The 24,036-nt window shown below is 64.2% G+C and carries 18 protein-coding genes; 4 read left to right on the top strand and 14 right to left on the bottom strand.

What is annotated here, in order from left to right; genetic code table 11:
• Window positions 1–6: 6 nt before the first annotated feature.
• From AC1Z3W_RS18695 to AC1Z3W_RS18745, 11 genes are all read right to left on the bottom strand, one after another.
• Window positions 7–315: an H-NS histone family protein gene (locus tag AC1Z3W_RS18695; protein WP_057928201.1), complete on the bottom strand. Its 309-nt coding sequence runs from the start codon at window positions 313–315 to the stop codon at window positions 7–9.
• Window positions 316–508: 193 nt separating this feature from the next.
• On the bottom strand, window positions 509–1,903 hold the full coding sequence (locus AC1Z3W_RS18700) for a phosphomannomutase/phosphoglucomutase (RefSeq protein WP_483508202.1): 1,395 nt from the start codon (window positions 1,901–1,903) through the stop codon (window positions 509–511).
• Between the two features lie 169 nt (window positions 1,904–2,072).
• Window positions 2,073–2,306, bottom strand: coding sequence for a flagellar transcriptional regulator FlhD (locus AC1Z3W_RS18705; RefSeq protein WP_483508203.1), 234 nt, complete (start codon window positions 2,304–2,306; stop codon window positions 2,073–2,075).
• Window positions 2,307–2,521: 215 nt separating this feature from the next.
• On the bottom strand, window positions 2,522–6,985 hold the full coding sequence (locus AC1Z3W_RS18710) for a cellulose biosynthesis protein BcsC (RefSeq protein ID WP_483508204.1): 4,464 nt from the start codon (window positions 6,983–6,985) through the stop codon (window positions 2,522–2,524).
• A 1-nt stretch (window position 6,986) separates the two neighbouring features.
• Window positions 6,987–9,470: a cellulose biosynthesis cyclic di-GMP-binding regulatory protein BcsB gene (gene bcsB, locus AC1Z3W_RS18715; RefSeq protein WP_483508205.1), complete on the bottom strand. Its 2,484-nt coding sequence runs from the start codon at window positions 9,468–9,470 to the stop codon at window positions 6,987–6,989.
• A 16-nt stretch (window positions 9,471–9,486) separates the two neighbouring features.
• Window positions 9,487–11,664 (bottom strand): UDP-forming cellulose synthase catalytic subunit, encoded by a 2,178-nt coding sequence (gene bcsA / locus AC1Z3W_RS18720; RefSeq protein WP_483508206.1) that lies wholly within the window; start codon window positions 11,662–11,664, stop codon window positions 9,487–9,489.
• The gene (gene bcsQ, locus AC1Z3W_RS18725; protein WP_057928193.1) at window positions 11,661–12,440 is read right to left on the bottom strand and encodes a cellulose biosynthesis protein BcsQ; all 780 of its coding nucleotides are present in this window, start codon (window positions 12,438–12,440) and stop codon (window positions 11,661–11,663) included. Before bcsQ ends, bcsA begins: the two co-directional genes overlap by 4 nt.
• Window positions 12,437–12,862: a cellulose biosynthesis protein BcsP gene (gene bcsP, locus AC1Z3W_RS18730; RefSeq protein ID WP_483508207.1), complete on the bottom strand. Its 426-nt coding sequence runs from the start codon at window positions 12,860–12,862 to the stop codon at window positions 12,437–12,439. Before bcsP ends, bcsQ begins: the two co-directional genes overlap by 4 nt.
• Before the next feature lie 45 nt (window positions 12,863–12,907).
• Window positions 12,908–13,363, bottom strand: coding sequence for a cellulose biosynthesis protein BcsD (bcsD, locus tag AC1Z3W_RS18735; RefSeq protein WP_483508208.1), 456 nt, complete (start codon window positions 13,361–13,363; stop codon window positions 12,908–12,910).
• 284 nt (window positions 13,364–13,647) lie between these two features.
• The gene (locus AC1Z3W_RS18740; RefSeq protein WP_483508209.1) at window positions 13,648–13,881 is read right to left on the bottom strand and encodes a flagellar transcriptional regulator FlhD; all 234 of its coding nucleotides are present in this window, start codon (window positions 13,879–13,881) and stop codon (window positions 13,648–13,650) included.
• 290 nt (window positions 13,882–14,171) lie between these two features.
• Entirely contained in the window at window positions 14,172–14,366 is a 195-nt protein-coding gene (locus AC1Z3W_RS18745; protein ID WP_057928189.1) for a flagellar transcriptional regulator FlhD, read from the bottom strand.
• A gap of 342 nt (window positions 14,367–14,708) precedes the next feature.
• On the opposite strand from AC1Z3W_RS18745, the gene galU reads away from it, so the two are divergent.
• The 4 genes from galU (at window position 14,709) to AC1Z3W_RS18765 (ending at window position 19,129) form a co-directional block, all read left to right on the top strand.
• Window positions 14,709–15,593 carry a UTP--glucose-1-phosphate uridylyltransferase GalU gene (gene galU / locus AC1Z3W_RS18750; RefSeq protein WP_057928188.1) on the top strand — a complete coding sequence of 295 codons (885 nt, stop codon included), beginning with the start codon at window positions 14,709–14,711 and terminating at the stop codon, window positions 15,591–15,593.
• A gap of 97 nt (window positions 15,594–15,690) precedes the next feature.
• Window positions 15,691–16,272: a phosphatase PAP2 family protein gene (locus AC1Z3W_RS18755; protein WP_483508210.1), complete on the top strand. Its 582-nt coding sequence runs from the start codon at window positions 15,691–15,693 to the stop codon at window positions 16,270–16,272.
• Window positions 16,273–16,422: 150 nt separating this feature from the next.
• Window positions 16,423–17,688, top strand: a complete 1,266-nt coding sequence (locus AC1Z3W_RS18760; RefSeq protein ID WP_057928186.1) for a glycosyltransferase WbuB — start codon at window positions 16,423–16,425, stop codon at window positions 17,686–17,688.
• A 31-nt stretch (window positions 17,689–17,719) separates the two neighbouring features.
• The gene (locus tag AC1Z3W_RS18765; protein ID WP_483508212.1) at window positions 17,720–19,129 is read left to right on the top strand and encodes a UDP-glucose dehydrogenase family protein; all 1,410 of its coding nucleotides are present in this window, start codon (window positions 17,720–17,722) and stop codon (window positions 19,127–19,129) included.
• A 1,202-nt stretch (window positions 19,130–20,331) separates the two neighbouring features.
• Here AC1Z3W_RS18765 and AC1Z3W_RS18770 read toward each other — a convergent pair.
• From AC1Z3W_RS18770 to AC1Z3W_RS18780, 3 genes are read right to left on the bottom strand one after another with little or no spacing between them, the layout of a single operon-like run.
• The gene (locus AC1Z3W_RS18770) at window positions 20,332–21,537 is read right to left on the bottom strand and encodes a glycosyltransferase family 4 protein (protein ID WP_483508213.1); all 1,206 of its coding nucleotides are present in this window, start codon (window positions 21,535–21,537) and stop codon (window positions 20,332–20,334) included.
• Window positions 21,455–22,567: a glycosyl hydrolase family 28-related protein gene (locus AC1Z3W_RS18775; RefSeq protein ID WP_483508214.1), complete on the bottom strand. Its 1,113-nt coding sequence runs from the start codon at window positions 22,565–22,567 to the stop codon at window positions 21,455–21,457. Before AC1Z3W_RS18775 ends, AC1Z3W_RS18770 begins: the two co-directional genes overlap by 83 nt.
• 10 nt (window positions 22,568–22,577) lie before the next feature.
• A complete protein-coding gene (locus tag AC1Z3W_RS18780; RefSeq protein WP_483508216.1) occupies window positions 22,578–24,014 on the bottom strand; it encodes a flippase in 1,437 nt (478 codons plus the stop codon).
• Between the last annotated feature and the right edge of the window lie 22 nt (window positions 24,015–24,036).

Below are 24,036 nucleotides of genomic sequence, written 5' to 3' on the forward strand. Positions count from 1 at the left end.
GCCCGTTCAGTCGTCCTGGTGCTCGATCAGGAAACGCTCGCGGCGCTTTCCCTTGATCCACGCGGGCTCGCGCCCCCGCCCGCTCCATGTCGTTCCGGTGTTCGGATCGCGGTACTTCGGCGCTACGGTGACCGTTGGCCTTGCAGGCTTCCCCACGCCCCCCTTGCGGCCGAATATCTGCTTCGGCGTCAACCCGTATTCGGCGACACGGTTGCGGACTTCCTGCAGCACGGTTTCGAGTTCGGCCAGTCTCGCTTCCTCGGCCCGTCTCATCAGTTCATCGGCTTGCGCCTTCAGTTCGCGATAGCCCGACATCCTTTTCCTCCAAATTGTTCCGGCGTCTTGAAAAGCCGAACGGGACGCTCGTCCCGAACGGTTCGTTATGTTGTCGACGGGTGACGGTTGCGTCTGCGGCGGCCCGCGTGTTCGAACGCTCGGCGCCGCGACGGACCCGCCCCCGCACGTATCGGATGCGTCGACAATTCGACAATACGCGTGCGTACGTCGCTCAGAACGGCAGCTCGACGTCCGGCTTCGCGGCCGTCAGCACGCGGCGGAAATCGTCCTGGATGCGCTTGAGCCCTTCCTTGGTCTCCGATTCGAACCGCATCACGACGACCGGCGTCGTGTTCGACGAACGCGCGAGGCCGAAGCCGTCCGGGTACTCGACGCGCAGGCCGTCGATCGTCACGACTTCGTCCGCACCGTCGAACTTCGCTTCCTTCTGCAGCTTGTCGATCAGGCGGAAGTTCTCGCCCTCCTCAAGCTTGAGCTGCAGTTCGGGCGTGCTCATCGCATCCGGCAGCGCATTGAGCACCGCGCTCGGATCGGCCGTCTTCGCGAGGATCTCGAGCAGGCGCGCGCCCGTGTAGAGACCGTCGTCGAAGCCGTACCAGCGGTCCTTGAAGAACACGTGGCCGCTCATCTCGCCCGCGAGCGGTGCGCCCGTCTCGCGCAGCTTCGCCTTCACCAGCGAATGGCCCGTCTTCCACATCAGCGGCTCGCCGCCCTTCGCCTTCACCCACTGCGCGAGATGGCGCGTGCACTTCACGTCGTAGATGATCTGCGCGCCCGGGTTGCGCGACAGCACTTCCTCCGCGAACAGCATCAGCTGGCGGTCCGGGAAAATGATCTGGCCGTCCTTCGTGACGACGCCCAGGCGGTCGCCGTCGCCGTCGAACGCGAAGCCGAGTTCGGCGTCGGTGTCCTTCAGCGCCTGGATCACGTCCTGCAGGTTTTCCGGGTGGGCGGGATCGGGGTGGTGATTCGGGAACGTGCCGTCGATGTCGGTGAAGCGCTCGACGAGTTCGCAGCCGAGCGCCTTGAACAGGCGCGTCGCGAGCGGGCCCGCGACGCCGTTGCCGGCGTCGACGACGAGCTTCAGCGGGCGCGCGAGCTTCACGTCGCCGACGATGCGCGCGATGTACTGGTCCGCGACGTCGAACTGCTCGAACGTGCCGTTGCCCGTTTCGAAGCGCTCGTCGACGATGCGACGGTACAGCGCCTGGATCTGCTCGCCGTAGATCGCGGCGCCGCGCAGCACCATCTTGAAGCCGTTGTAGTCGGGCGGGTTGTGGCTGCCCGTGACGACGATGCACGAATCGACGCGGCGCTCGCCGCCCTTCAGTGCCAGCGGCACGCTCGCCGCGAAATAGCCGACCGGCGTGGGCACCATGCCGACGTCGACGACATCGACACCCGCCGCACGCAGGCCATCGGCGAGCGCACCGACGAGCTCGGGCCCCGACAGGCGGCCGTCGCGCGCGACGACGACCGCGTCGCCGCCCTGTGCGCGCACTTCGCTGCCGAATGCCCGGCCGATCCCGCGCGCCGTATCGGCGTCGAGCGTCTTGCCGACCACACCGCGAATGTCATATGCCTTGAAGATGGATTGGGAGATCATCGATTCTTTCTCGTTTGCGTGCATGGGAAACAGTCGGACCGTCGCGTCACCACGTCTTCGCGTGACCGCGCACTTCGTTCGGGTTCAGGATGCCGCCAGGGCGCGAGCGCGCCTGCGACCGTTGTCGGAGCCGCCCCGATGCCGTGGTGCGCCCCGTCGCTCGACCGATTCACGCGCGCCCCGGGGCCAATTCGTCGCGAAACGCGCAGAACAGTTTGCCGCCTGCCGCCAGATCGTCGATCTGCGCCAGTGTCAGCGATGCGATACGTGATGCCGTCTTTTCCGAAATGCCCAGTTGCCGCGAGGCCTCGTCGCGGTTGGCGAGCAGCAACCACTTCGCCAGCATGAGATACGAGCGATTGAATTCGGCAATCGCACTGGAAATATCGTGTTGTTCAGCCATGGTCAGTCTTGAGTGGCCAGCGCATCGCGCGTTGCCGGTCGATTCGCTCGGACACGGCGGTTCGGCATCCACCGGATTTCGATGACACACTGTACGTCGCGAACGCACCGATGGGCCGACAAAGCTCTGAACGGATCCGCCAGCAAGCGTATGGGCGAGGACGCCGGCATGCGCTGCGTTTCGCATGGAACCGCCACGACTCCATGCGAATCCGTTCAGTCGGCTTCCGCGAGATACGGCGACGTGAACGCGCGCGGCGGAAACAGCGGCACACCACCTTGCGGCGTAAAGCTGTAGCGGAGATAAACGGCCGCCGTCCACTCGCGATACTGATACGCGTTGCCGAACGATGCCGTCCCGCCGACGGCGAGCTGCGGAGCGACCTGGTATTCGCCGCGCGCGGCGAGCGAATAGGCAACGCCGGTCTTGCTGCGGGCCGGATACACGGCCCCCGGGTCGAGCCCCACCGCTTGACTGGTGGCGGCGTTCGCCGCCGCCTGCGCCTGCATGCCGGGATCGAGCGGGAAATACGGCACCGCGTTCTGCCGGTAATGCTGGACACCGAACGATCCGTTCAGATCGTAGGAAAATGGACCCGTTCGCCCCGCAAACTCGATCGGTATGTTCAGGATCACATACTGCTGCGGACTGAAATAGCCGCCCTGGCCGTACGTGAAATACGACTGGTTTTTGCTGAAGCGCATCCACGTCGCATTGACGCCCACGGTGAGCGTCCGGTCCGCGTCGCGAAACAGGCGCGTATAGGCGCCACCGCTCCCCTTGCCCGAGAAGTTCCGTTCCACGTGATGGCCGTCGTAGTAGTCGAACGCGCCCTCGACATACAAGCCGCTGGTGCCGTCGTCCCAGCTCAGCGCGCCGCGCGCGCCGCTGCGCATCACGCCGCCCCACTTGAGGCCGGCACTCGCATCACGCGCGCCCGCGAACGAAAGCACGCTGTCGGTCACCGCGCGGCGCGTGACGGCCAGCGAATAGGCGGCCCGATCGGTGATGGCACCGTTGTAGCGCGCGCCGCCCACCATATCCTGGTACGGGAACCCGACCGGCGTCGCGCCGACATCGACCTTCAATTGCTTGCCTTCGTAGCCCGCGGAGAGACCGACGCCGCTCGCCGTCTGGGCACCCGGCGAGCCGCCGCCGGGCGCCATTGCGAGCCCCGCGCCGAACCGGGCGAGGGTCGGCACATCGGTGGCCGAGCTGGCGCCGTCGAGCATGACGGGGGTGGCGGTGACGACGATGTGACCGTTGCCCGCCTTGATCCGCCCTTCCAGCGGCGCCTCGATATCGGTGAGGCCCGACAACCCCGCTTCGCCCGTACGGTTTCGGAACACGAGGCCGCCGGTCGCCGTACTGGCCTGTTCGCGGTTCACCTGCGCAAGCTCGGATGCGACATCGAGCATCTGTCCGCCGGCGTCCGTGCCCGCATCCGGCTGCGGCGAGCGGGCCGCGATCGCGCTTCTCGCATAGCCGGCCGGCGGCTGCGGGATATAGCGAGGCGACGCATCGGCCTGCCCGTATGCCTGCAACGGAACCGACGACCGCGCGGAGGCGAGCTTCGCGCCACCGCGCGACGGCCTGCTCGCCCTGGTGGAGGGCGCGGATGCCATCGGCGATGCGCTCGTTGCCGCGGCGCGCGACGCCGGCGACATCGGCCACGGCGTGGCGACGTAACCGGCACAGTCGTCGTTCGAATCAGCCTGCGACACGCATCCAGCGGACGCCCCCGCTGACGGTACGTCGGCGGCGGGCTCCCGATAGGGCCGATAGCGCCGCGCGATCGCAGGCCCACCCGATTCGCCCGCGCCAACGCTCTCCTGGCCGTAACCGCCGGGATCGCGCGCGACTGGCTGCAGCGGTATGGCGGACGGCACCATGCGCGCCTCCGGCATGGCGGACGGTGTGACGTAGGTCGCGGGCGGCGCGGGCGGCATCGTATAGGGCACGGTCGGAGCGGAAGTAGACGGGGTGGACCAGGAAGGCATGTCCGGCAGCGGCGGTACCGCGGCGCCGAAGCCGGCGCCGTTCGACGGACGCACGACGTCGACGGCGGTCTTGCCTTCGAACGGATTGGTACCGGGCAGCGGATTCGCGCCGATGCGCCGCATCGCGTCTTCCCAACCGCGCGGAACGTTCGATCGCGCCGGCTTGCTGCTCGGGGGCGGCGTATTGGCGGCCAGCAGCGCACGCTGCAGATACTGCGCGGCGAGCGAAAGATTCCCCTCCGCGCGATACAGACGGCCCGTCGCGGCAAGCAGCCCTGCGTCGTCGGGCGCAATACGCAGTGCGGTGGCCGCGAACGCTTCGCCGTCGCGCCATGCCTTCGCGCCGCTCGCCGCATAGATCGCCGCGACCAGCAAGCCCGTGTCGTCGGGCCGGCGGGCCAGTGCGACCCGATAGCATTTCAGCGCGTTCGGCGCGTCGCCGGCCGACGTATACAGCCTCGCGAGCGCGCCCTGGAGCTCCGGACTGTCGGGCATCGCGGCCAGCCAGGGGGCGATGACGGCATAGCCGCCGGCAAGGTCGCCCTCCTGACGTACCGCATCGGCGCGACGCACGACGATCTCGAGGTTCAGGCGTTCGAAGTCGCTTCGCTGCGCGGGCGACAGCGTCATCGCGGCAAGCCGGCGCATCGCGTCGCCCAGAAGCGCATCGTTGCGCACGGTCAGCAGAATCCGCGCATATTGCAGCAGCAAGTCGGCGTTGTCCGGCTCCCGGGCCAGCGCACGCTGCACGATCCAGAGCGCACGCGACACGTCGCCGGCTTGCGCATAGCCCGCCGACAGCTGCGCCGCGAGCGCCGGCACCGACTGACCGATTCCCTCGGCGTCGTGCAGCACGCCGAGCGCCTGCGCACGGCGGCCCTCGCGCGCCATCCGCGTCGCGAGTGCAACCTGCTGGCCGACCCAGAGGCGGTGCTGCAACGTCGTCATCGCCGCCGTGCGCTGCGCGGGCGCGATGCGCTCGAGCCGCTGCAGCCCGACGCTCCAGTCCTGCGTCTGCTCGGCCAGCAGCGCGCCGGCGTAGAGCGCGTCGGCCATGTCGGGCCGCTCGGCCAGCAATCCGTCCATCATGCTGCGTGCCGACGCGATCGCGCCCTGCCGCACGTATACGCGTGCCAGATCCAGCCGCAGCCATGGATCGTCCGGGCTGCCCGCGAGCGCATCCTCGAACAGGCTGCGCGCCGTGCCCAGGTCGCCGCGCGCTTCGGCCTGCCGCGCCTGCGCCGCCTCGGCCGTACGACGCAGCCGGTCGAGGCCACCGGCCTTCGATTGCTGCTCGGCGCTCAGTTGCGTCGCGAACTGCAACGCTTCATCGCCGCGTCCCTGCGCGGCCAGCGCGCCGACCAGGCCGCGTATCGCGTCCGGATTGTCGGACTGACGCCGCAGCGCCATCCGGTACGCCTGCTCGGCGCCACGCGCATCGCGATTCTCCAGCAGCGCGTCGCCGAGCATCACCTGCGCGGTGACGTTCGACGGATCGGCAAGAATCGCGCGCTCGAACAGCGCTTTCGCCTTGGCGAAGTCGCCGTTGCTTTGCGCGCCCAGTGCCTCGCTCGTGTAGGACCAGTATGTCGCGCTGCCCAGCGCCGATCGCCAGCGCGCCGTATTCCCGCCTCGCGACGCGCGCTCCAGATCGCTTCGCGCCTGCGCAAAGCGCTCCTGCTTCAGTTCGACGATGCCGCGACCGCCCAGCGCGTCGCTGTCGTTCGGCGACTTGTCGAGCACGGCGTTGAAGCGGGCCCGCGCCGCGTCGAGATCGCCGCGCTGGAGTGCCGCGAAGCCGTCCTCGATCGCGCGGCCGCGCGCTTCGTTCGACGCGTCGCGCTGATCGTCCTCGCGCCCGGTTTGATCCTGTTGCACCATGCTGTCGTAGCGCGCCTTGACCGGCGGGTCGTCGGGCACCACCTTCAGGTAGGCGAGATAGCGTGCCTGATCCGACGGCCTTGCCGCGAGCCAGAGCAGCGCCTGGCGCCAGCTCTGGCGCGCCTCCTTCCCGACTTTCCCGTCGGCGGACAACTGCTCGAGCCGCGCGATGCCGTCGCGGCGCGTCGCGTCGCGATAGGTCAGGTGTTGCGCATACGCGAGCGCGTAGCGCGGATCGTCGGGGTTGTCGCGCGCGAGACGTTCCAGGCCCCGCCGCGCTTCGCTCCATCCGCTCGGCGTGGCCGCGAGCGCCTGGAAATATTCGAGCTGCAGTGCCGGCGACGACGGCGCGCCTTGCAGCGCGCGCTGATACTCGCGCGCGGCCAGTGCGCTCTGCCCCGTTTGCGCGAGGCGGCGGGCATCGCTGATCTCGCCGTCCCGCACGCTCGCGTCGCCCAGGCGCCGGCCAAGCTCGTCGATCCGCGCAAAGCCGGGCGCGATACGGCGCAACTGTTCAAGGTAGCGGCGCGCGCCGTCGTCATCGTGGCGATCGGCGAGCACCATGCCCATGCCGAACAGCGCGTCGGGCTGATTCGGATCGACGCCCAGCACCTTCTTCCAGGCCTGTGTCGCAAGGTCGCCTCGACCGTGCGCCTGCCAGTATCGGCCCTGATCGACGAGCACCTTCAGCGCGTCGCTGCCGGCAGCCTCCGCATGCGGCAGTGCCAGCGCGATCAGGAGACTCGCGACACCGCCCGCGCGGGCGGCGCCGAGCCCGCGTAACCGTCGGTTTCGCATGTCATTCCTTCAGCCGGCGCGCCGCGCGCGCACGGAGCAAACGATAGAAGAGCGCCGCCGCGACGAACGCGGCCAGCACGCTGAACAGCGCAAGCAGCAGCGGGCGCTCCGACAGCATCCAGCGCAGGTACGTGATCGGCGGCAGCGCACCGACGTGATACGACGTTTCGTTCGACGTCACCGAGACGGTGCGATCGCGAATCACGACCATCGCGCCCTGGATCGACGTGAGCATGTCGTCGTCGAGCAGTGCGCGGCCGAGCACGTCGTCCGCATGCCCTGTCGCGCTGATCAACGAGACAGCGCTGCGCGTCTTGCGCAACGGCGACTCGAAACCGGCAATCAGCGCGCTCGTGCCGTCCGAGACGATCGAGAGGCCGGCGCGCACGCGTTCGCGCTCGGCACGAGGCGACTGCGCCGCCTCGGCGAGGCCGAAGATGCCGCCGTCGCGATCCGTGCCGAACGGCATGCGCGCCGCCCAGCGGGTCAGCAGAGGCTGGGTATCCGGCGCGCCGAGAATCAGCAGGTCCTTGGACGCGAACGCGCCGACACCGCCGGCATCCGTCACCGTCACGCCGGTGACCGGATAACCCGTCGACACGCCCATGCGGCCCATCGCGAGCAGGTACAGACTGTAGACGTCCGGAGTCGGCTCGGCAGGCAGCACGACGGCCGTGTCCGACAGGTCGGCCATCCGCGTGAACGGAAAGCCGCTGTTGGCGAACGCGGCGAGGTCGGGCAGCGCCTTGTAGTGCGGAAACGACGACACGTCGATCGTCGAATCCGGGTCGATCGAACCCGCGACGTTCTGCAGCAGCCGCCCCGTGCATCTGCCCATATCCGGGATCTCGTAGAAGAAGTGCAGCTGCAGTTGCGTGCGCGGCGTGAGCAGCAGCGGCGGCACGTGCAGCGTCGCGCGGTCGATGCCGTTGGCGATGAACGGCAGGTAGCGACTCAGGCTCCAGCGGGACGTTTCCCGCGCCGGAATCGGCAGCGCCTTCACGAACGTGTCGCCGACGCTCTGGTTGAGCGACGAGCGGTCGGCGCGCAGCGTCGGCGTGTATCGATAACGCAGGTCGATCGGTGCGCCGCGCGTATCCCATGTGAACAGATCGGGCGCCACGCGCAGGTCGAGCCGAATCGCGCCCGCGTCGTATCCGGACACGCTGAGCGCGCGCCCGTCGAGCAGGTCGCCGATCCGCACCGGGCGGGTCGACGACAGCCAGTTCGGCGCGTCGTACGGCACGCGCGGCGCGACGTTCGCGGCTCGGCTCATCGTGGCCTGCGTGCCCGCGAGCGTCTTGCTGCCGAGCGCGAGCGCAAGCGCGGCAACCTTCACTTCGGCCGGCGTTCGACCGAGCACCAGCAAGAGCTGCCCCTGGACAGGCGCCTGCCGCTCGGCGATGGCCAGCGTCGGTCCGTCGATTGCCGGCAGCGTCACGCCGTTCAGACGATCGTCGGGCGTCGCGAACACCACGGCATTGCCCGATTCGGGCAAACCGCCGGGCCTGGCCGGAAACCGCGCGCCGCGATACGAGGCCAGCGCGCCGAACCACGAAGCGACGATGCCCGCCGCCTCCAGCGTCTCCCGCGGCGGTCGCGCGGCGAATGCGAACGGCAGCTCGAGCCGCCGGACGTCCCGCGAATCGAAGAACGGCGCGGGCAGGACGCCAAGCTCCGGCCGTTCGGGCAGCGCCGCATAGGTCAGGTCGAGCCGGCTCGCGTTGCTTACCGTTGCCCACAGCGAGGAGCTGGCTGGATTCTCGCAATCGTTCGTGTAATGACCGATCAGCTGAACGTTGAGATGGTTGTATTCGGTGACGAAGCGCGGATCGATCAACACGTCGCGTGCAACCGTCATCCCGCCTTGAGCGGCCGGCAACGGCAGCGTCGCCGCCACTTCGCCGTTGACGAGCACCTTGAGCTGCGACAGATTCGACAGCAGCGCGGGCGAGTAGCTATAAATCAGATGCAGCGTCGCGCCCGTGACGACCTCGTCGCGACGGACCGAGAACGCGATGCCGTTCTGGCCGTCCGTGCCCCGCAGCTGCAGCGGATCGCGCGCCCCGAGATCCGCGAACGTCAGTGCCTGGCGCCGGCCGCCGGGCACGAGCGTGCCGGGCTCGGCGGTGGTCGGCAGCACGCCGAAGCGGCGGCGCTCGGTGTCGGCCGCCGGCACCGGCTCGGCGAGCAACGGCGGGCGCGCCGTGGCGGGCCCGACGGGTACGGCCGGCGACGGCGGCGCCACGTCGCCCGACGACATCGCGCCATCCGCCGCTCGCACCGCGCCCGGCGCCGGCATCTCGGCGGCCGATGCCCCGCCGCCCGATGCGATGCCGCTCGCCACGGCCCAGAGCAGGACCGAGAGCATCCCGCGCGACACGCGCGCATGCCGGCCGATACGGGCAGAAACCGCGGCAACCGCGCCCTGCGAAATGCACGCCTTGCGGCGCGTGCTGCCGCGCTGTCGCGACGCCCACGTCATGCTTTCCGACCTCACGTTATTTTTTGTCGTTGTTTTGACCGCCGCGCCCGAGCATGCGCATGTCCGCATACAGGCGTGCGATCAAGCGAAAGAAGCCGTGCACGCCGACCTTCGAGAGATGCAGGAACGCACGCGGCGGCGAATCGGGCCGGCGGCCGTCCGTCCAGTCGACCCATGCATCCGCACGGGAAAAAGTCGAACTGACGAGATCGAACTCCTGCTGTTGCGACAGGCTCTCGAACCGAATACCGAGACGTCCCGTTTCGACATACTCGATCGTCGCGGGAAACGCGTACTCGTCGACCCCGCGAAACAGCGACACCGTCACCGCTTCGCCGCTCGGAACGCGCGCATCGTCGGGGACGACGACGCCGATGCCGCCCTCCGAGTAGTCACGCGTTTCGCATGCCAGGGTCCGGCCGTTCCCAAACCGCAGCATGACCGGAATGCGCGCCGTGACACGATGAGACACGCGTACCTGCCGGCGTTCGTTCGCCGCCGCGACAGCGAGGCCCAGAATCAGGATGTTGTAGGTCGTCCACGCCAGGTTGAACGCAATCGTCTGGACCTCGCTGCCGACATGACGATTGAGCGACAGGTTCAGGATGCCGATCGCCAGGCCGATCGCGTTCAGGATCACCAGGCTCAGATACGGTTTCGACACGGCCCAATCGAAGTAGCCGCGGTCGATTTTCCCGCCCTTGGCCGTCACGTTGAACTTGCCCAGCCGCGGGTTGATCAGCGCGAGCAACGTCGGCAACGCGATGTACGACGCCAGCACGGCCTCGTACACTTCGGCCCAGAACGAATGCCGGAACCGGCTCTGCATCCGCGAGTTCGTCACGTTCGCGTGGACGACGTGGGGCAGCGCATAGAGCGCAAGCATCGTCGCGGACGCATGGATCACGTGCGCGTTGAAGAACAGGAACGACAACGGCGCGGTCAGGAACACGAGCCGCGGGATACCGTAGAAGAAATGCATCATCGCGTTCAGGTAGCACAGCCGCTGGCCCACCGTCAGCCCGCGCCCGAACAACGGGTTGTCGATCCGGAATATCTGCGTCATGCCGCGCGCCCAGCGGATTCGCTGGCCGATGTGTCCGGTCAGGCTCTCGGTGGCGAGCCCCGCCGCCTGCGGTATCGCGAGATAAGCGGTCGTATAGCCGCGGCGATGCAGCTTGAGCGCGGTGTGCGCATCTTCAGTCACCGTCTCCGTCGCGATGCCGCCGATCTCTTCCACCATCGAGCGGCGCAGCAGCGCACATGACCCGCAAAAAAACGTCGCGTTCCAGAAATCGTTGCCGTCCTGCACCAGCCCGTAGAACAATTCGCCTTCGTTCGGCACCTCTCTGAAAATGCCGAGGTTGCGCTCGAACGGGTCCGGCGAAAAGAAATGGTGCGGCGTCTGCAGCAAGGACAGCTTCGGATCCCGAAGGAACCAGCCGAGACAGACCTGCAGGAACGAACGCGTCGGCACGTGATCGCAATCGAAGATCGCGACGTATTCCCCGTCGGTGATCTTCAATGCTTCGTTGAGGTTGCCGGCCTTGGCATGGCGATTGTGATCGCGGGTCGTCCAGTGCACGCCGACGGACTCGCAAAACGCGCGGAATTCCGGGCGGCGTCCGTCGTCCAGCACGTGAATCGACAGCTTGTCGGCCGGGTAATCCAGCGCGAGCGCCGCATAGATGGTCGGTTTGACGACGCTCAACGGTTCGTTGTACGTCGGAATGAACACGTCGACGCTCGGCCAATGCGCGCGCGACGCGGGCAACGGCAGCGGCTTGCGCCCGAGGGGCCACGCGGTCTGGAAGTAGCCGAGCAGCAGCACCGCCGCCGCATAGACTTCGGCAGCCACGAGCAGCGTGCCCCACACCGCGTCGAGCGGATGCAGCCACATGAGCGTGTCGGACAGCCGCCAGTACATGTACCGGCCGGTGGCCGCCACCGACAGCACGATCATGACGAGCGTCGCGTAGCGGCCATCCAGGCGCCGCAGCAGCAGCGAACAGACGATGCAGCAGGTGGCGAACACGAGCTGCCCGATATTGTCGAGCGGCACGGTACACACGAAGTACAACGCAAGCAATGCGCAAGCTGCCGCCGGCAACGCGACGAACCAGCCGTTCCCGGGCAGCGCGTCGACGAACCGATCAACCGCCGAGGGCTGCGCAGCATCCCCGCGGGCGCTCAAGCGACGCTCCGCGCGGTGTCACGCCGCTCGAGCACGCGCTCGAGCCATGCGCCGCACGCGTTCAGATCGGCAGCCGCCTGCGAACGCGGATCGTAGCGATTCACGGTCGTCCGGCACGCGAGCGATTCCGCGACCCCTTGATCCGCGTGAATCACGCCGCCGAACCGCGCCGCGCCGAGACTGTCGCACAGCACGCGCAGCACATCGCGGCCCAGTTCGCGCGACTGATCGACCTGATTGACCACATAGCCGTCGCCCAGGAAATCCGCGCGGGTCGCGGCGTAGACGTCGAGCATCCGCCGCATCTGCGGGATCGTCGCGTACGATGCCGCATCGGCAAGCACGACATTGAGCACGAAATGCGCGGCCGTCAGCGCGGCGCGCATATAGACCGAGGTGCCCGGCGGCGTATCGAGGATCACGATGTCGTCGTCGCCGAGCTCGAGCGCCGCGAGCCCGCGCGCGAGCCACGACGGATCGTGGTCCAGCAGTCGCTCGAAGCGACGCTGATCCGCTTCGCCGACCACGCCGAACGGCATGATCGTGATCCCGTCGACAACCGCGGCCGGCCAGCGCAGTCCGTTCAGCGCGGCGTCGGCAAGCCCTTCGGTCATCTCGAGCGGCACGCCGAAATGCAGCTTCAGCGCATTCTGCGGATCGAGATCCACCATGCTCACGCGCCGCCGCCGCGACGCCGCCATCACGGCCGCGAGGTTCGCCGCCAGCGTCGTCTTACCGACACCGCCCTTTGCCGAAGCGATCGCGACGATCTTCATGAACGGCCCGTCCACACCGACGGTTTCTTCGGCTCCTCGCCCTTCGTCTCGGCTCGCAACCGCTCGAACAGCCGAACCAGCGGCTGCGGCGAGCCTTGCGCGCCCGTACTCGTACTGTCCGACGCCACCGGCTTGCCGACCAGTTTCTTCAGCGAGCCCGGAGGTTGATCCCGCCTGCCCGCATCCGGCGCAAGCGCCGCGCGCGTGTTGGTGATCACGACATTGCTCGGGCTCGGCCGGTTCTCCGGTGCCCCCGAATCCGGTTGCCCTTGCAGATCGCTGTCACGCAACTCGACACCGCCGAGCAACGGCCAACGCACGCGCGCCATTTCGGCGTCGACCTCGGCACGGACTTCCTGATAGCGTTCGGCATCACCGCCAAAACGCTTGAACAACGATTCGATATCCCCTGAGGTCGACATAGCGTGCCCATTTGTTATCGCGGAAATTTCGGTCGACCGGGCCGCTCAGTTCCTTGCCCGCGCCACGCGCAGCTCGATTCGCGAGTCGTCCGTCGGCGCGATGTTCTGCGCCACGCGCAGGCCCGTCGCGCCGACGCTGTCGAACCAGCCCTGATACGCACCTTGCAGAAAAGCCGAGGACCACGCGAGATGGTCATTGCCGAGCGCGCGCAACGGCGCGGCGTAATGGACGATGCGCAGGAATTCGTGTTCGTCGGACAGTTCGGCGTAACCCCACTGCATGTCGCGCCAGCGCGCGTTCAGTGCATCCGTGAGATCGTCCGTCGACTCGCAGGGGCCCAGCGGATGGGCGGCCGCGAAGCGCATGCCGACGCGTTCCATCAACTGCCTCAACTCGTCTCGATCGAGCTGACCGGTGAATTCGCCGGCCAATGCTTCCAGGAATCCGCGCCATTGGGGCGATACCTGGCGCTCGAGAAGATGCTCCAACATTCCCTGCATGGACGACGGACCCGGTGAAAGACAATGATCGGCGTGACCGCATCGCGCGTTTCGCGTGCGGACATCTTGGCAACAGCGTTTTTGCGCATCGTATCGAATCCGGGGAGCCGAATGGCGTTCGATACCTAGTCGAAAAACGCCAAACCATCAGACATAACCGACAAATTGGCGGCAGCGACAGCGGCCGTGGCGAACGCCGAACGCGATCGTTCGCGAACCGGCAACCGGATATCGGGCCGTGTTCGTGCGCGACGTGACGCATGAAACGATGGAAAGGCGCCGGGTCAGGCCCGGCCGGGGGAAGATTCCGCGCGGAATTCGCAGAACAGTTCGCGACGCTCGGCGAGCACCTCGATCTGGGCCGGCGTCAATGCAGCGACGATCGAGGCCGTCTCGTCCGACATGCCGAGTTGTTGTTTCGCCGCTTCGCGATCCGCTCGCAGCAATCGCTGCGCAAGCTCCAGATACGAACGGTTGAATTCCACAATCGCGTCGAAGATATCGTCCTGTTCGGCCATGGTCGTTCCTGTTTTGGACGACCATTGAATTCGGCCGGCCGCAGGGCGGCTATTCGCAACGCCCGGAGTTTTCGACCACGCACTCTACGTGACGGATGCATCGATGGACGGACAAAGCATAGAAGTAATCCGCCAGATCGCCTGTTTTTTATTTCCGCTTGAAAAAATACGGTAATGAGGCTTAGCCGTCTTGCCGTTTCGCAGAAACCGCTCGATACCACATTAAAGAAAGCAAAACCAGCGGTTCCCGAAAACCGGACGCATCGCGCGAAATGCCGCCAATGCGCGGCCTAAGTCTGCGCCCTGCGGCTGATCAACGCTTCGATCTCGCTCGGCGTCAATGCGATGATCCGGGACGCGATCTGGTCCGAAATGCCCAATTCACGTGTCGCCACCTCGCAGTCGATCTTCAACATCTGCTGCATCAGTTCGAGATAGGCCGGATCCAATGTTTCCAGCGTGTGACAAACATCATCCTGTTCCATCGCCACTCCCTCCCAATGACACGCCCGTGAACTCGATGCGCGGCATACGGACGCATCTGCCGACAAACGACAGCCGCAATCCGCTATATAACGCCGAGTCGGCCACATGCATACCGTTTCAAAATAATTCTTTGTGCAATGCCGGCCTTTCAATCAGCCTGTCGGATTCGCCCAGGATTCAGTCGCCGCCTCATCCGCAAATACACCTAGGATTTCCGGAATTGCACGTGCGCGACCATGCAATTGCGTCCTGTGCGACGTCGAATATTCTGTTGCGCCCGGACGCCGACATCGGACATCGACGTTGTCCGCTTTTCATTCCGAACTCATGGAATTACCACTATGTTGAAAGTGACGAAAGCCGTCTTTCCGGTCGCCGGTTTGGGCACGCGGTTCCTGCCTGCCACCAAGGCGAGCCCCAAGGAAATGTTGCCGGTCGTGGACAAGCCCTTGATCCAGTATGCGGTCGAGGAAGCGATCGAAGCGGGTATCACGGAGATGATTTTCGTGACCGGACGCAGCAAGCGCGCGATCGAGGATCATTTCGACAAGTCGTACGAGATCGAGGCAGAGCTCGAGGCGCGCGGCAAGGACAAGCTGCTTTCGCTGGTGCGCAGCATCAAGCCGAGCCATGTCGACTGCTTCTACGTTCGCCAGGCCGAAGCGCTCGGGCTCGGTCATGCCGTCCTTTGCGCGGAGAAACTCGTCGGCGACAATCCGTTCGCGGTGATCCTCGCCGACGACCTGCTCGATGGTCCGAAGCCGGTGCTGCGCCAGATGATCGACGTCTTCGACCATTATCATGCGTCGGTCATCGGGGTCGAGGAGATCGCCCCTGAAGATTCGAAGTCCTATGGTGTGATCGACGGCAAGCGCTGGGAAGACGATCTCTTCAAGCTGTCCGGGATCATCGAGAAGCCCGAACCGGCGAATGCGCCGTCGAATTTCGGCGTCGTCGGCCGCTACGTGCTGAAGCCGAAGATCTTCGAGCATCTTCGCGGGCTCAAACCCGGCGCGGGCGGCGAATTGCAACTGACCGACGCGATCCAGTCGCTGCTCACCGACGAACAGGTACTGGCTTACCGCTACAACGGTACACGCTACGATTGCGGCAGCAAGCTCGGGTACCTCAAGGCGACGGTCGAGTTCGCGCTGCGGCATCCGGAAGTTGCGGCGGACTTCGAGCGGTATCTGCTCGCGCGCATGTCGGAACAGCTCGTCGTCTGACGCCCATCGTGCATCCCGGTGGCGCGAACGCGGCGTGCGGCTGCCTTTTCGCGCCGCACGCGATCGATCCCTCCGTTTCGTTCAGCGAGGACCGGAAATGTGGCTCGTCATCGGCAACCTCGGTGACGCGGCGCTGACGCTCCCGCTCGCCGCCGTCTGCTTCGCGTGGCTCACTCGCTCGATGTACGGCTGGCGCATCGCGCTATCGTGGATCATGCTGCTGGCCGCGGCGATGTTCATCGTTGGCGTAACGAAGATCCTTTATGCCGGATGCGGGATGCAGATCCGGGCGATGAACTTCCGCATGATCAGCGGGCATACGCTGCTTGCCGCCACTGTCTGGCCGATGGCATGTCTGCTCATGCTGCACGACGGGTGGAGCGTTCGCCCCGGCCCCGCGCTATTGCCCGGACTCTTGCTCGCCGCGACGGTCGGCTTTGCACGCGTGCAAGAGGATGCGCATACCGCGTCCGAAGTGATCGTGGGCTGGATGCTCGGCGTGCTCGTCATCACGCTGTTGTTGAAACGGTGGACGGACGCGCCGATTCTGCCGCCGGCATTGCGCCCGCTTGCCGTGGGTTCGGTGCTGGTGGTGTCCGGCATCGCCTACGGATATCACGCGCCGATTCAGGTTGCGATCGAGATGTATTCGCCACTGCTTTGCGCGCGTTTTCTCTGACGGGCGCTTTTCCCATTCGGTGACGCGGGCCGCACGACCGCGATCGATGATTGGCGGCACCGACCAACATTCTGTCTGACTCGCATGATAGGCATTACCGACAATGCGTTTATAACGCACTGCACCATTTTTATTTTTCGCTGAGAGCCGATGAAGATCCTGATCTACGGCATCAACTATGCGCCCGAGCTGACCGGCATCGGCAAGTACACCGCCGAAATGGCGGAAACGCTCGTCGAAAAAGGCCACACCGTGCGTGTCGTGTGCGCACCGCCGTACTACCCCGAGTGGCGGGTCGCCAGCGGATACCCGGCGCTGCGCTACTCGACCGAGCAGCGCGACGGCGTCGCGCTTTGGCGGGCACCGCTGTGGGTTCCGTCGCGACCGAGCGGCGTGCGCCGCATCGCACATCTCGCGAGCTTCGCGCTTTCGAGCCTCCCCCTGATGCTGCGGCATGCGCTCTGGCGGCCCGACGTCGTCGTCTGCATCGCGCCGAGTCTGCTGAACGCGCCCGCCGGTTGGCTCGTCGCACGGTTGACCGGCGCCCACGCGTGGATCCACATCCAGGATTACGAGGTCGATGCGGCGTTCAGCCTCGGGATGCTCAAGGGATCTCTGCTGAAGCGTGCCGTGCTCGCCGTCGAGCGCACGCTGCTGAAGCGCTTCGATACCGTGTCGACGATCTCCGGAAAGATGGTCGAGCACGCGCTGCGCAAGGGAATTCAACCGAGCAGGCTCGTGCACTTCTCGAACTGGGCCGACACCCATTCGATCTACCCGCTCAAACGGCCGAGCGAGCTGCGCAGCGCGCTGTATATCTCTCCAGCCGCGACGGTCGTGCTCTATTCCGGCAACATGGGCGCGAAGCAAGGACTGGATATTCTGGCAGAGGCGGCCCAACGGCTCGTATCGCGCGACAATCTGGTGTTCGTCTTCTGCGGCAACGGACCCGCGCGCGCCGAGATCCTCATGCGCTGCGGCGGCCTCAAGAACTGTCGCTTCATAGAGCTGCAACCTATCGGCCGGCTCAACGAGCTGCTGAATCTGGCTGACATTCACGTCCTCCCGCAACGCGCCGACGCGGCCGATCTCGTGATGCCGTCGAAGCTGACCGGGATGTTTGCAAGCGGGCGGGCTGTCATCGCGATGGCGAGCCCGGGGACGGAACTGCATGACGTCGTCGCGCCGCGCGGCATCGTCGTGCCGCCCGGCGACCCGGACACGCTTGCAGCGACTATCGACGCGCTCGCCGCCAACGCGACCGAGCGCGCTCGCCTGGGACAGGCCGGGCGTAGATTCGCCGAGGCTGTTCTGTCGCGCGACGCGGTGTTGAGCGAATTCGACGCCAGATTGCGCGCATTGCGTCCCGAGCCGTCCACCGCCGACGTATCCGGCGCCCGGCATCCGGATTTTTGAAACCGTATTCGATCCCTCTCCATACCGCAATATGAAGATCACCATCATCGGTACCGGCTACGTAGGCCTTGTCACTGGCGCATGCCTCGCTGAAATCGGCAACGACGTGTTTTGCCTCGATGTCGATCAACGCAAGATCGACATCCTGAACGGCGGCGGCGTACCGATTCACGAACCCGGCCTGAAAGAGTTGATCGATCGCAATCGCGCGAGCGGCCGACTGCAGTTCTCGACCGACATCGAGGCCAGCGTCGCGCACGGCGACGTCCAGTTCATCGCGGTCGGCACGCCGCCCGATGAGGACGGCTCTGCCGACCTGCAGTACGTGCTCGCCGCTGCTCGCAATATCGGACGGTATATGACTGGCCCGAAGGTCGTCGTCGACAAGTCGACCGTACCGGTGGGCACCGCGATGCACGTGCGTGACACGATCGCGACGGAACTGACGCGCCGCAGCCTGCGCCATGATTTCTCCGTCGTGTCGAACCCCGAGTTCTTGAAGGAAGGGGCCGCCGTGGACGATTTCATGCGTCCGGACCGGATCGTGATCGGCACCGACGCCGACGAGGCCGGCGAACGTGCACGCGAGCAGATGAAGCGACTGTATGCACCGTTCAACCGCAATCACGAGCGCACGCGGTACATGGATGTGCGCTCGGCGGAGTTCACCAAGTATGCGGCGAACGCCATGCTGGCGACGCGGATCTCGTTCATGAACGAGCTCGCGAATCTTGCCGATCGCGTCGGGGCGGATATCGAGGCCGTGCGCCGCGGTATCGGTTCGGATCCGCGCATCGGGTATGACTTCCTGTATGCCGGTGTTGGTTACGGTGGATCGTGCTTTCCGAAGGATGTGCGCGCGCTGGTGCAGACCGCGGCGGAATATGGGCAGTCGCTGCGGATTCTGGAAGCCGTTGAAGCGGTTAACGATGCGCAGAAGAAGGTACTTCTCGAGAAGATCGCCGAGCGCTTCGGGGACGATCTGTCGGGGCTCACGTTCGGACTGTGGGGACTTGCGTTCAAGCCCAATACCGACGACATGCGCGAGGCACCGAGCCGTGACCTGGTGGCCGGGCTTTTGAAGCGCGGTGCCAGCGTGCGTGCTTACGATCCCGTCGCGACGGACGAGGCGCGGCGTGTATTCGCACTCGACCTGCGTGACGAACCGGATGCGCATTCTCGGCTCGAGTTCGTGACGACCGCGGAAGAGGCTGCGGCCGGCGCCGATGCGCTCGTGATCGTCACCGAGTGGAAGGTGTTCAAGAGCCCGAATTTTGCGGCGCTGGTTGAGTTGCTGAGCGAGCCGGTGATCTTCGATGGGCGGAATCTGTATGAGCCGGAGACGATGACGGAGTTGGGGATCGAGTATTACAGTATTGGGCGGCCGGGTGCGGCGGGAGCGCGTGAAGCGGCGACGACGTTAAGGGTGGCGCGAGGTTAGGAAGGAAGTACTCCGCGGCGCAGAAGGGCGCGACATGTCATCTCAAGCTCGTCAATCTTTCGCATGCCCCTTCGCGTCTCAACAATTTTGGGGCGAAAAATTTTTGAGTTTGCCCCTGAAAAACATATCCCTCGCTAAGGTTTAAACCGCAGCAAGGAGAATTGACGATGAGCCAATTGAAGCGTGCGCGGTGTACCCTGAAATTCAAGTTAGAGGCAGGGTGACTGGTAAAGGTCGACCAGAATCTAGCAGCAATGTCAGCGATTCGGGGGGCACGACAAACGATCTCAAGCCGGGACAGATAGATCGAAAAGGGACGCTTGTCGGCCCGTGCACGAAGCCGGTGACCAAGGAACAGATGGAACTGGACGACTGCGTATGGGAGAATGCGCGACTGCGCGGATCGCCGCGACGCGCCCACGAGGACACTAACGATGATGAAATTCGCCCTGCCCTGCTCGCTCGTGCTCATGTTCTGTACGAGTGCTTCCTCAATTGCACAAAGCACGGGACGCGGCGCATCGGAGCAGAACGCCCTGCGGCCGGGTTTCGGCCAATCGAATACGATGCGACCGTACGCGCGTAAGGGATCGAACAGGACTGTATCCAGCACTCCGATGCCATTCGACCCATTGCTGGGCGCACCCTCCATCGATGCCCCCATGCTTATGGAGGGCTCGAAGATATCACCATTTGATCCGCTGCTTGGAGCACCTTTAGACTATCTGGATAAGCCGACATCGGTGTCGGGCGGGGGGAGAGGTATCGCATCTTCCTCTCGTCAATCGGCAATCCAACAGGGGGAGTCAGCGCGCGCCGCTGGAGACTATGCGCCTACGCCAACGGAGAAGATGTTGCTTCTTGAGAGTGCGGTCGATAGCGACAACGCTGGACCGGCCTCCAATGGCGTCCCAACGCCCACAATGGTGCAAGCGCAGAAGAAAGCCCAGCGCGGGAACCACGCAACGCAGTCGATGGCCGCCGGTATCTATACATCACCTTTAGGCACTTCGCCAGTCACGTCTGGAACAACATATGGCAACGGCCAAGCTACTGCTGCAGGGGCGCAAATCTATAGATTGCCTTGGTAGGTGTTGGCTTCACACTTTGTGCAACACGCTTTCTCGCACGGGCCAGTTCCTGGCGGCTACTAGCTCGCCAGCGCAAACACACTCCAAACCTTACATGTTCTTTTCGCCGACTTAGCGGCGTGCCGCTTCGTATAGTTCGAGGTAGTCGTCGGCCATCTTGCTTGCGGAAAAGCGTTCAATACCCTCCCTTGCAATGCACTTGGCGTAGGAAAGTGCCTGAGCGTCGCACAGCAATCGACTCAACTCCGCCGACAAGGCCTTCACATCGTCTGGCGGCACCAGCACACCGCTCGCGCCGCCGTCGAGCGCCTCGGGAATGCCGTCGATATCCGACGCGATGACGGCGCAACCCGCTTCGCGTGCTTCCAGCACCGCAAGCCCAAACGGCTCCCGGCGTGATGCCAGTACAAACACATCGGTCTGCTTGAGGTGCGCCATGACATTTTGCTTAAAGCCAAGAAAATGCACGTAATCATGGAGTTCCCGCTCCTGCACGATCGCCTCGAATGCAGCCCGGTCCCGACCTTCGCCTATGACGTACAGGTGAGCGCCCGCTTCGATCGCCCGACTTGCCGCAAACGCTCGAATCAGCACGTCAATGCCTTTTCGATGAAATAGCCCGGCAACCGTCGCCACGCTCGGCCTGAGCATAAGCGACGTCGTTGTGGGATCATCGTTCTTGCGGGCGCGCGGCGTACCCACCGTACCGTTACATATCGTCACGACCCGGTTGGGAGGCACGCTTCGGTTCACCATAGCCTCGGTTACCGCCCGGCTTACACCCACGACACGATCCGCAAGACCCATGTATTTCGCGGAGCGATTGAATTCATTGTGGACAGTTGAGATGAGCGTATAGGCCTTCGCCGCCTTCCCTATCTTGCCGAGAAAGATGCCCGTCACCATGTGTGCGTGAACGACATCAGGACGCTCCCTGAACAGAATTGCCACGAATTTCATCACCATGAGCGGCAGCATTGCCTTTCGGATCGGACGTTGCCTGAGCTCGATGTGGCGCACCCCGTGCTGTTCGAGCAACTCGACGTATTCACCCCCGCCAGAAGCGACGATCACCACGTGTCCCCGTTTGGCTTGATTGCATGCCAGATCGACCAGCACGTTGATGATGCCATTGCCGCTTTCGCGCACATCATTGGCCAGATGCAATATTTTCACTCGTCCTTTCCCTACAAGGTGCTTGTTGATGCGCAGCTCGCTGGAACCGACTGAATTCTCACTGAATTTTCTTCGCAATGAATCTTCTGTCGGCGAGCCGATTACCATTGGCGCTAACGCCTTCAATATCCAGCTGGACATGTCCTCGTTCCAGAACCGGCACGCCAGCCTGCTCACTCACTGCCAGATTTCGCACGACGACCCCCGAGCTGTCGCTAACCAGCACCGCATTGCCGCCGTCAACCGACGTCGAATCAATCTCAACATCCTTCGCGCCGCTCACCAGCACCGAATTTGTCCCTTTCGTGGGATGGGCGGTTGCAATTTGGTTACCCGTCAACCTTGCTCCATTTGGATGATAGGTGTTGTAGAAGGACTCGTAGGCTACCGCGATCCCGTGTCCACGTGGATTATTGACGGTGTTATTGAAAATTCCGCAGTGGCTCGCTCCGATGCAGGCGACCCCTCTTGCGTGCGACGACACGCTCGTATTTCCCTTGATGATCACGTTGTCCGTCTGCTTCGGCCAGCTTGCGTACGCGACCGCTGAAAACGAGTCGTCGCCGGTATTCGAGGCAAAATTGTTTTCGACGACGACATCGGAAGAACCATTCACAATATGAATACCGTCGGCCAGCGTATTTGCAACATGGTTGTCAGAAACCGTCACCGCCCGGCTATTCGCGATCAAGATTCCGGCCGACGCGCCGCCCTCTATCGAGAGGCGTTTTACATAACAGTTCTCTACGTGATCCATCACCACGTCTGCCGAATTCTGCTCGTGGAGGCGCGTCCGCGCGTCGGAAACGAATCGAAGGTCCTGTACGCCGCATTGGCTGGCATCGGTGAAGACCAGGGCAGCTCTAGCGGGCGACAGCGCCTTGAGCACGCTCTCGGCCCCGGTTCCAGACACCGTTACGTGCCCACTGACAGCGATTACCTCGCTGTGCAGATAGGTACCCGTCGGAAAATACAATTCCCCACCGCCCGCCGCGTTCAATGCAGTGATGGCACGCTGCAAGGCCGGAGAGTCATCACTATGCCCGTCTCCCCTTGCGCCATAGGTCCTGACGTTGACTACGACCGGCTCAGCACACACTGTCGTCGCATACGCGACCAAGACTATTGCTTGAACAGCGCGCAGCAGGGGCCGCCAATTGTCGTGCTCCATCGAAATCCCCTCATTCCGGAACAGCTGGTTTTATGAGCCGGCCGAACTGGCCACTCACCGCAAATACGATCATCACCCCAATGCTGACTACGGCACATGCGATTTGTGCGGTCACGGAAAGATCTTCTACCGTCAACACATAGTTCAGCGCAAGGCATGCTGCCGAAATGGCGGCTGAAAGCGCTCCGCAAGCCAAAAGCCTCCCGTACCAAAGCAATACGAGTGCATCACACAGATTTCTCAAGACGACAACGATCGCTACGCCGCTCAGTCCGAAGCGCGATGCACCAAACCATATCGCAACAAGCAGCAGCGGTGTTTCGAACAGGCTCAACTTGGCCACGATGTTTGGCTTCCCGGTCGCCTGCAGAAAGGCGACGACTATCACACTCTGACCGGCCGCCCACACACCAAGGATGAGCAAGTGAGCTACTGGAATCGCATCTGCCGCGAACGCATGACCCACCCAGAGAATCAGGAAAGGCTTGACGATCCAAAGGGCAGCCACGAGACACGCTGTATAGATATACCCGTGAATCCGCAACGCCTGCAGGCACAGGCGGTGGGCATCCTCCGGTGCGCTATTGGAAAAACGTGGAAACATGGTCCGAGCGAGTGCATTGGGCATCAACATGCAGCGCACAATCAGATTCTGCGGTACGCCATAGGTGCTTAGTGCTGCGGCGCCTATGATTGAGCCAACAGCAAAGCGATCGGCATTATCGGCAAGGACTCTCACCGATGATGAGGTCACTACCCATTTGCCGAAGTGCAGCAGATCAACCGCGCGCGCGCGGGAGAACTTCCCAAGCCAACCCAGCTCGAATGTGTTGCGCACCACCACCGCCAGCATTACACAGGTCACAACGCGCGCGATGGCTGCCGCCGGAACGACGATCTCGAGCGATGGGCCGACCATGAGTCCAGCGATGAGCGGTAACGTCTGAACACCCAGGGTTCCAATAAACTGCACACCATTGTAAATACCGAATCGTTCAGCGCCTTCGAGCGCGCCACCCAACACCGCGGAAAGATTCACGACCGGAATCGCCACAGCGATCCAGAGCACCGATCGCGCAATTTCCAGCTGATATGATTCAGGTGCCTTCACGAGGCGATGCAGGATCCAGTCCCCAGCAAAATAAAAGAGGATGCCGCCGACCACGCCAAGCGCAGTGTTCAGATATACAGCACTCCAGAAAACCGAATGGACCTCGGTCATATCACGGTGAACCGCCTTCGATATCCTGTTAGCAGTAGCCCTGCTTATGCCGAGATCGAGAATTCCGAAATAACCCACCAGCGTCCAAACGAACGTCAGAATTCCATATCGAACCTCACCAAGATGATGCAAATAGGCCGGCACCGTAATCAGCGAAACTGCAATTGGCAGCGCCGATCCACCCAAGTTGAATCCGAAGTTCTTGAGAATATGTTTGAGCTTCACGAACAACATCCGATTCGGGGAA

It is taken from the genome of Burkholderia sp. 10_S31, from assembly GCF_056930375.1.

Coding starts and splice junctions, on each gene's coding strand:
- AC1Z3W_RS18695 (WP_057928201.1), bottom strand. CDS start 315: ATGTCGGGCTATCGCGAACTGAAGGCGCAAGCCGATGAACTGATGAGA.
- AC1Z3W_RS18700 (WP_483508202.1), bottom strand. CDS start 1,903: ATGATCTCCCAATCCATCTTCAAGGCATATGACATTCGCGGTGTGGTC.
- AC1Z3W_RS18705 (WP_483508203.1), bottom strand. CDS start 2,306: ATGGCTGAACAACACGATATTTCCAGTGCGATTGCCGAATTCAATCGC.
- AC1Z3W_RS18710 (WP_483508204.1), bottom strand. CDS start 6,985: ATGCGAAACCGACGGTTACGCGGGCTCGGCGCCGCCCGCGCGGGCGGT.
- bcsB (WP_483508205.1), bottom strand. CDS start 9,470: ATGACGTGGGCGTCGCGACAGCGCGGCAGCACGCGCCGCAAGGCGTGC.
- bcsQ (WP_057928193.1), bottom strand. CDS start 12,440: ATGAAGATCGTCGCGATCGCTTCGGCAAAGGGCGGTGTCGGTAAGACG.
- bcsP (WP_483508207.1), bottom strand. CDS start 12,862: ATGTCGACCTCAGGGGATATCGAATCGTTGTTCAAGCGTTTTGGCGGT.
- bcsD (WP_483508208.1), bottom strand. CDS start 13,363: ATGCAGGGAATGTTGGAGCATCTTCTCGAGCGCCAGGTATCGCCCCAA.
- AC1Z3W_RS18740 (WP_483508209.1), bottom strand. CDS start 13,881: ATGGCCGAACAGGACGATATCTTCGACGCGATTGTGGAATTCAACCGT.
- AC1Z3W_RS18745 (WP_057928189.1), bottom strand. CDS start 14,366: ATGGAACAGGATGATGTTTGTCACACGCTGGAAACATTGGATCCGGCC.
- galU (WP_057928188.1), top strand. CDS start 14,709: ATGTTGAAAGTGACGAAAGCCGTCTTTCCGGTCGCCGGTTTGGGCACG.
- AC1Z3W_RS18755 (WP_483508210.1), top strand. CDS start 15,691: ATGTGGCTCGTCATCGGCAACCTCGGTGACGCGGCGCTGACGCTCCCG.
- AC1Z3W_RS18760 (WP_057928186.1), top strand. CDS start 16,423: ATGAAGATCCTGATCTACGGCATCAACTATGCGCCCGAGCTGACCGGC.
- AC1Z3W_RS18765 (WP_483508212.1), top strand. CDS start 17,720: ATGAAGATCACCATCATCGGTACCGGCTACGTAGGCCTTGTCACTGGC.
- AC1Z3W_RS18770 (WP_483508213.1), bottom strand. CDS start 21,537: ATGTCCAGCTGGATATTGAAGGCGTTAGCGCCAATGGTAATCGGCTCG.
- AC1Z3W_RS18775 (WP_483508214.1), bottom strand. CDS start 22,567: ATGGAGCACGACAATTGGCGGCCCCTGCTGCGCGCTGTTCAAGCAATA.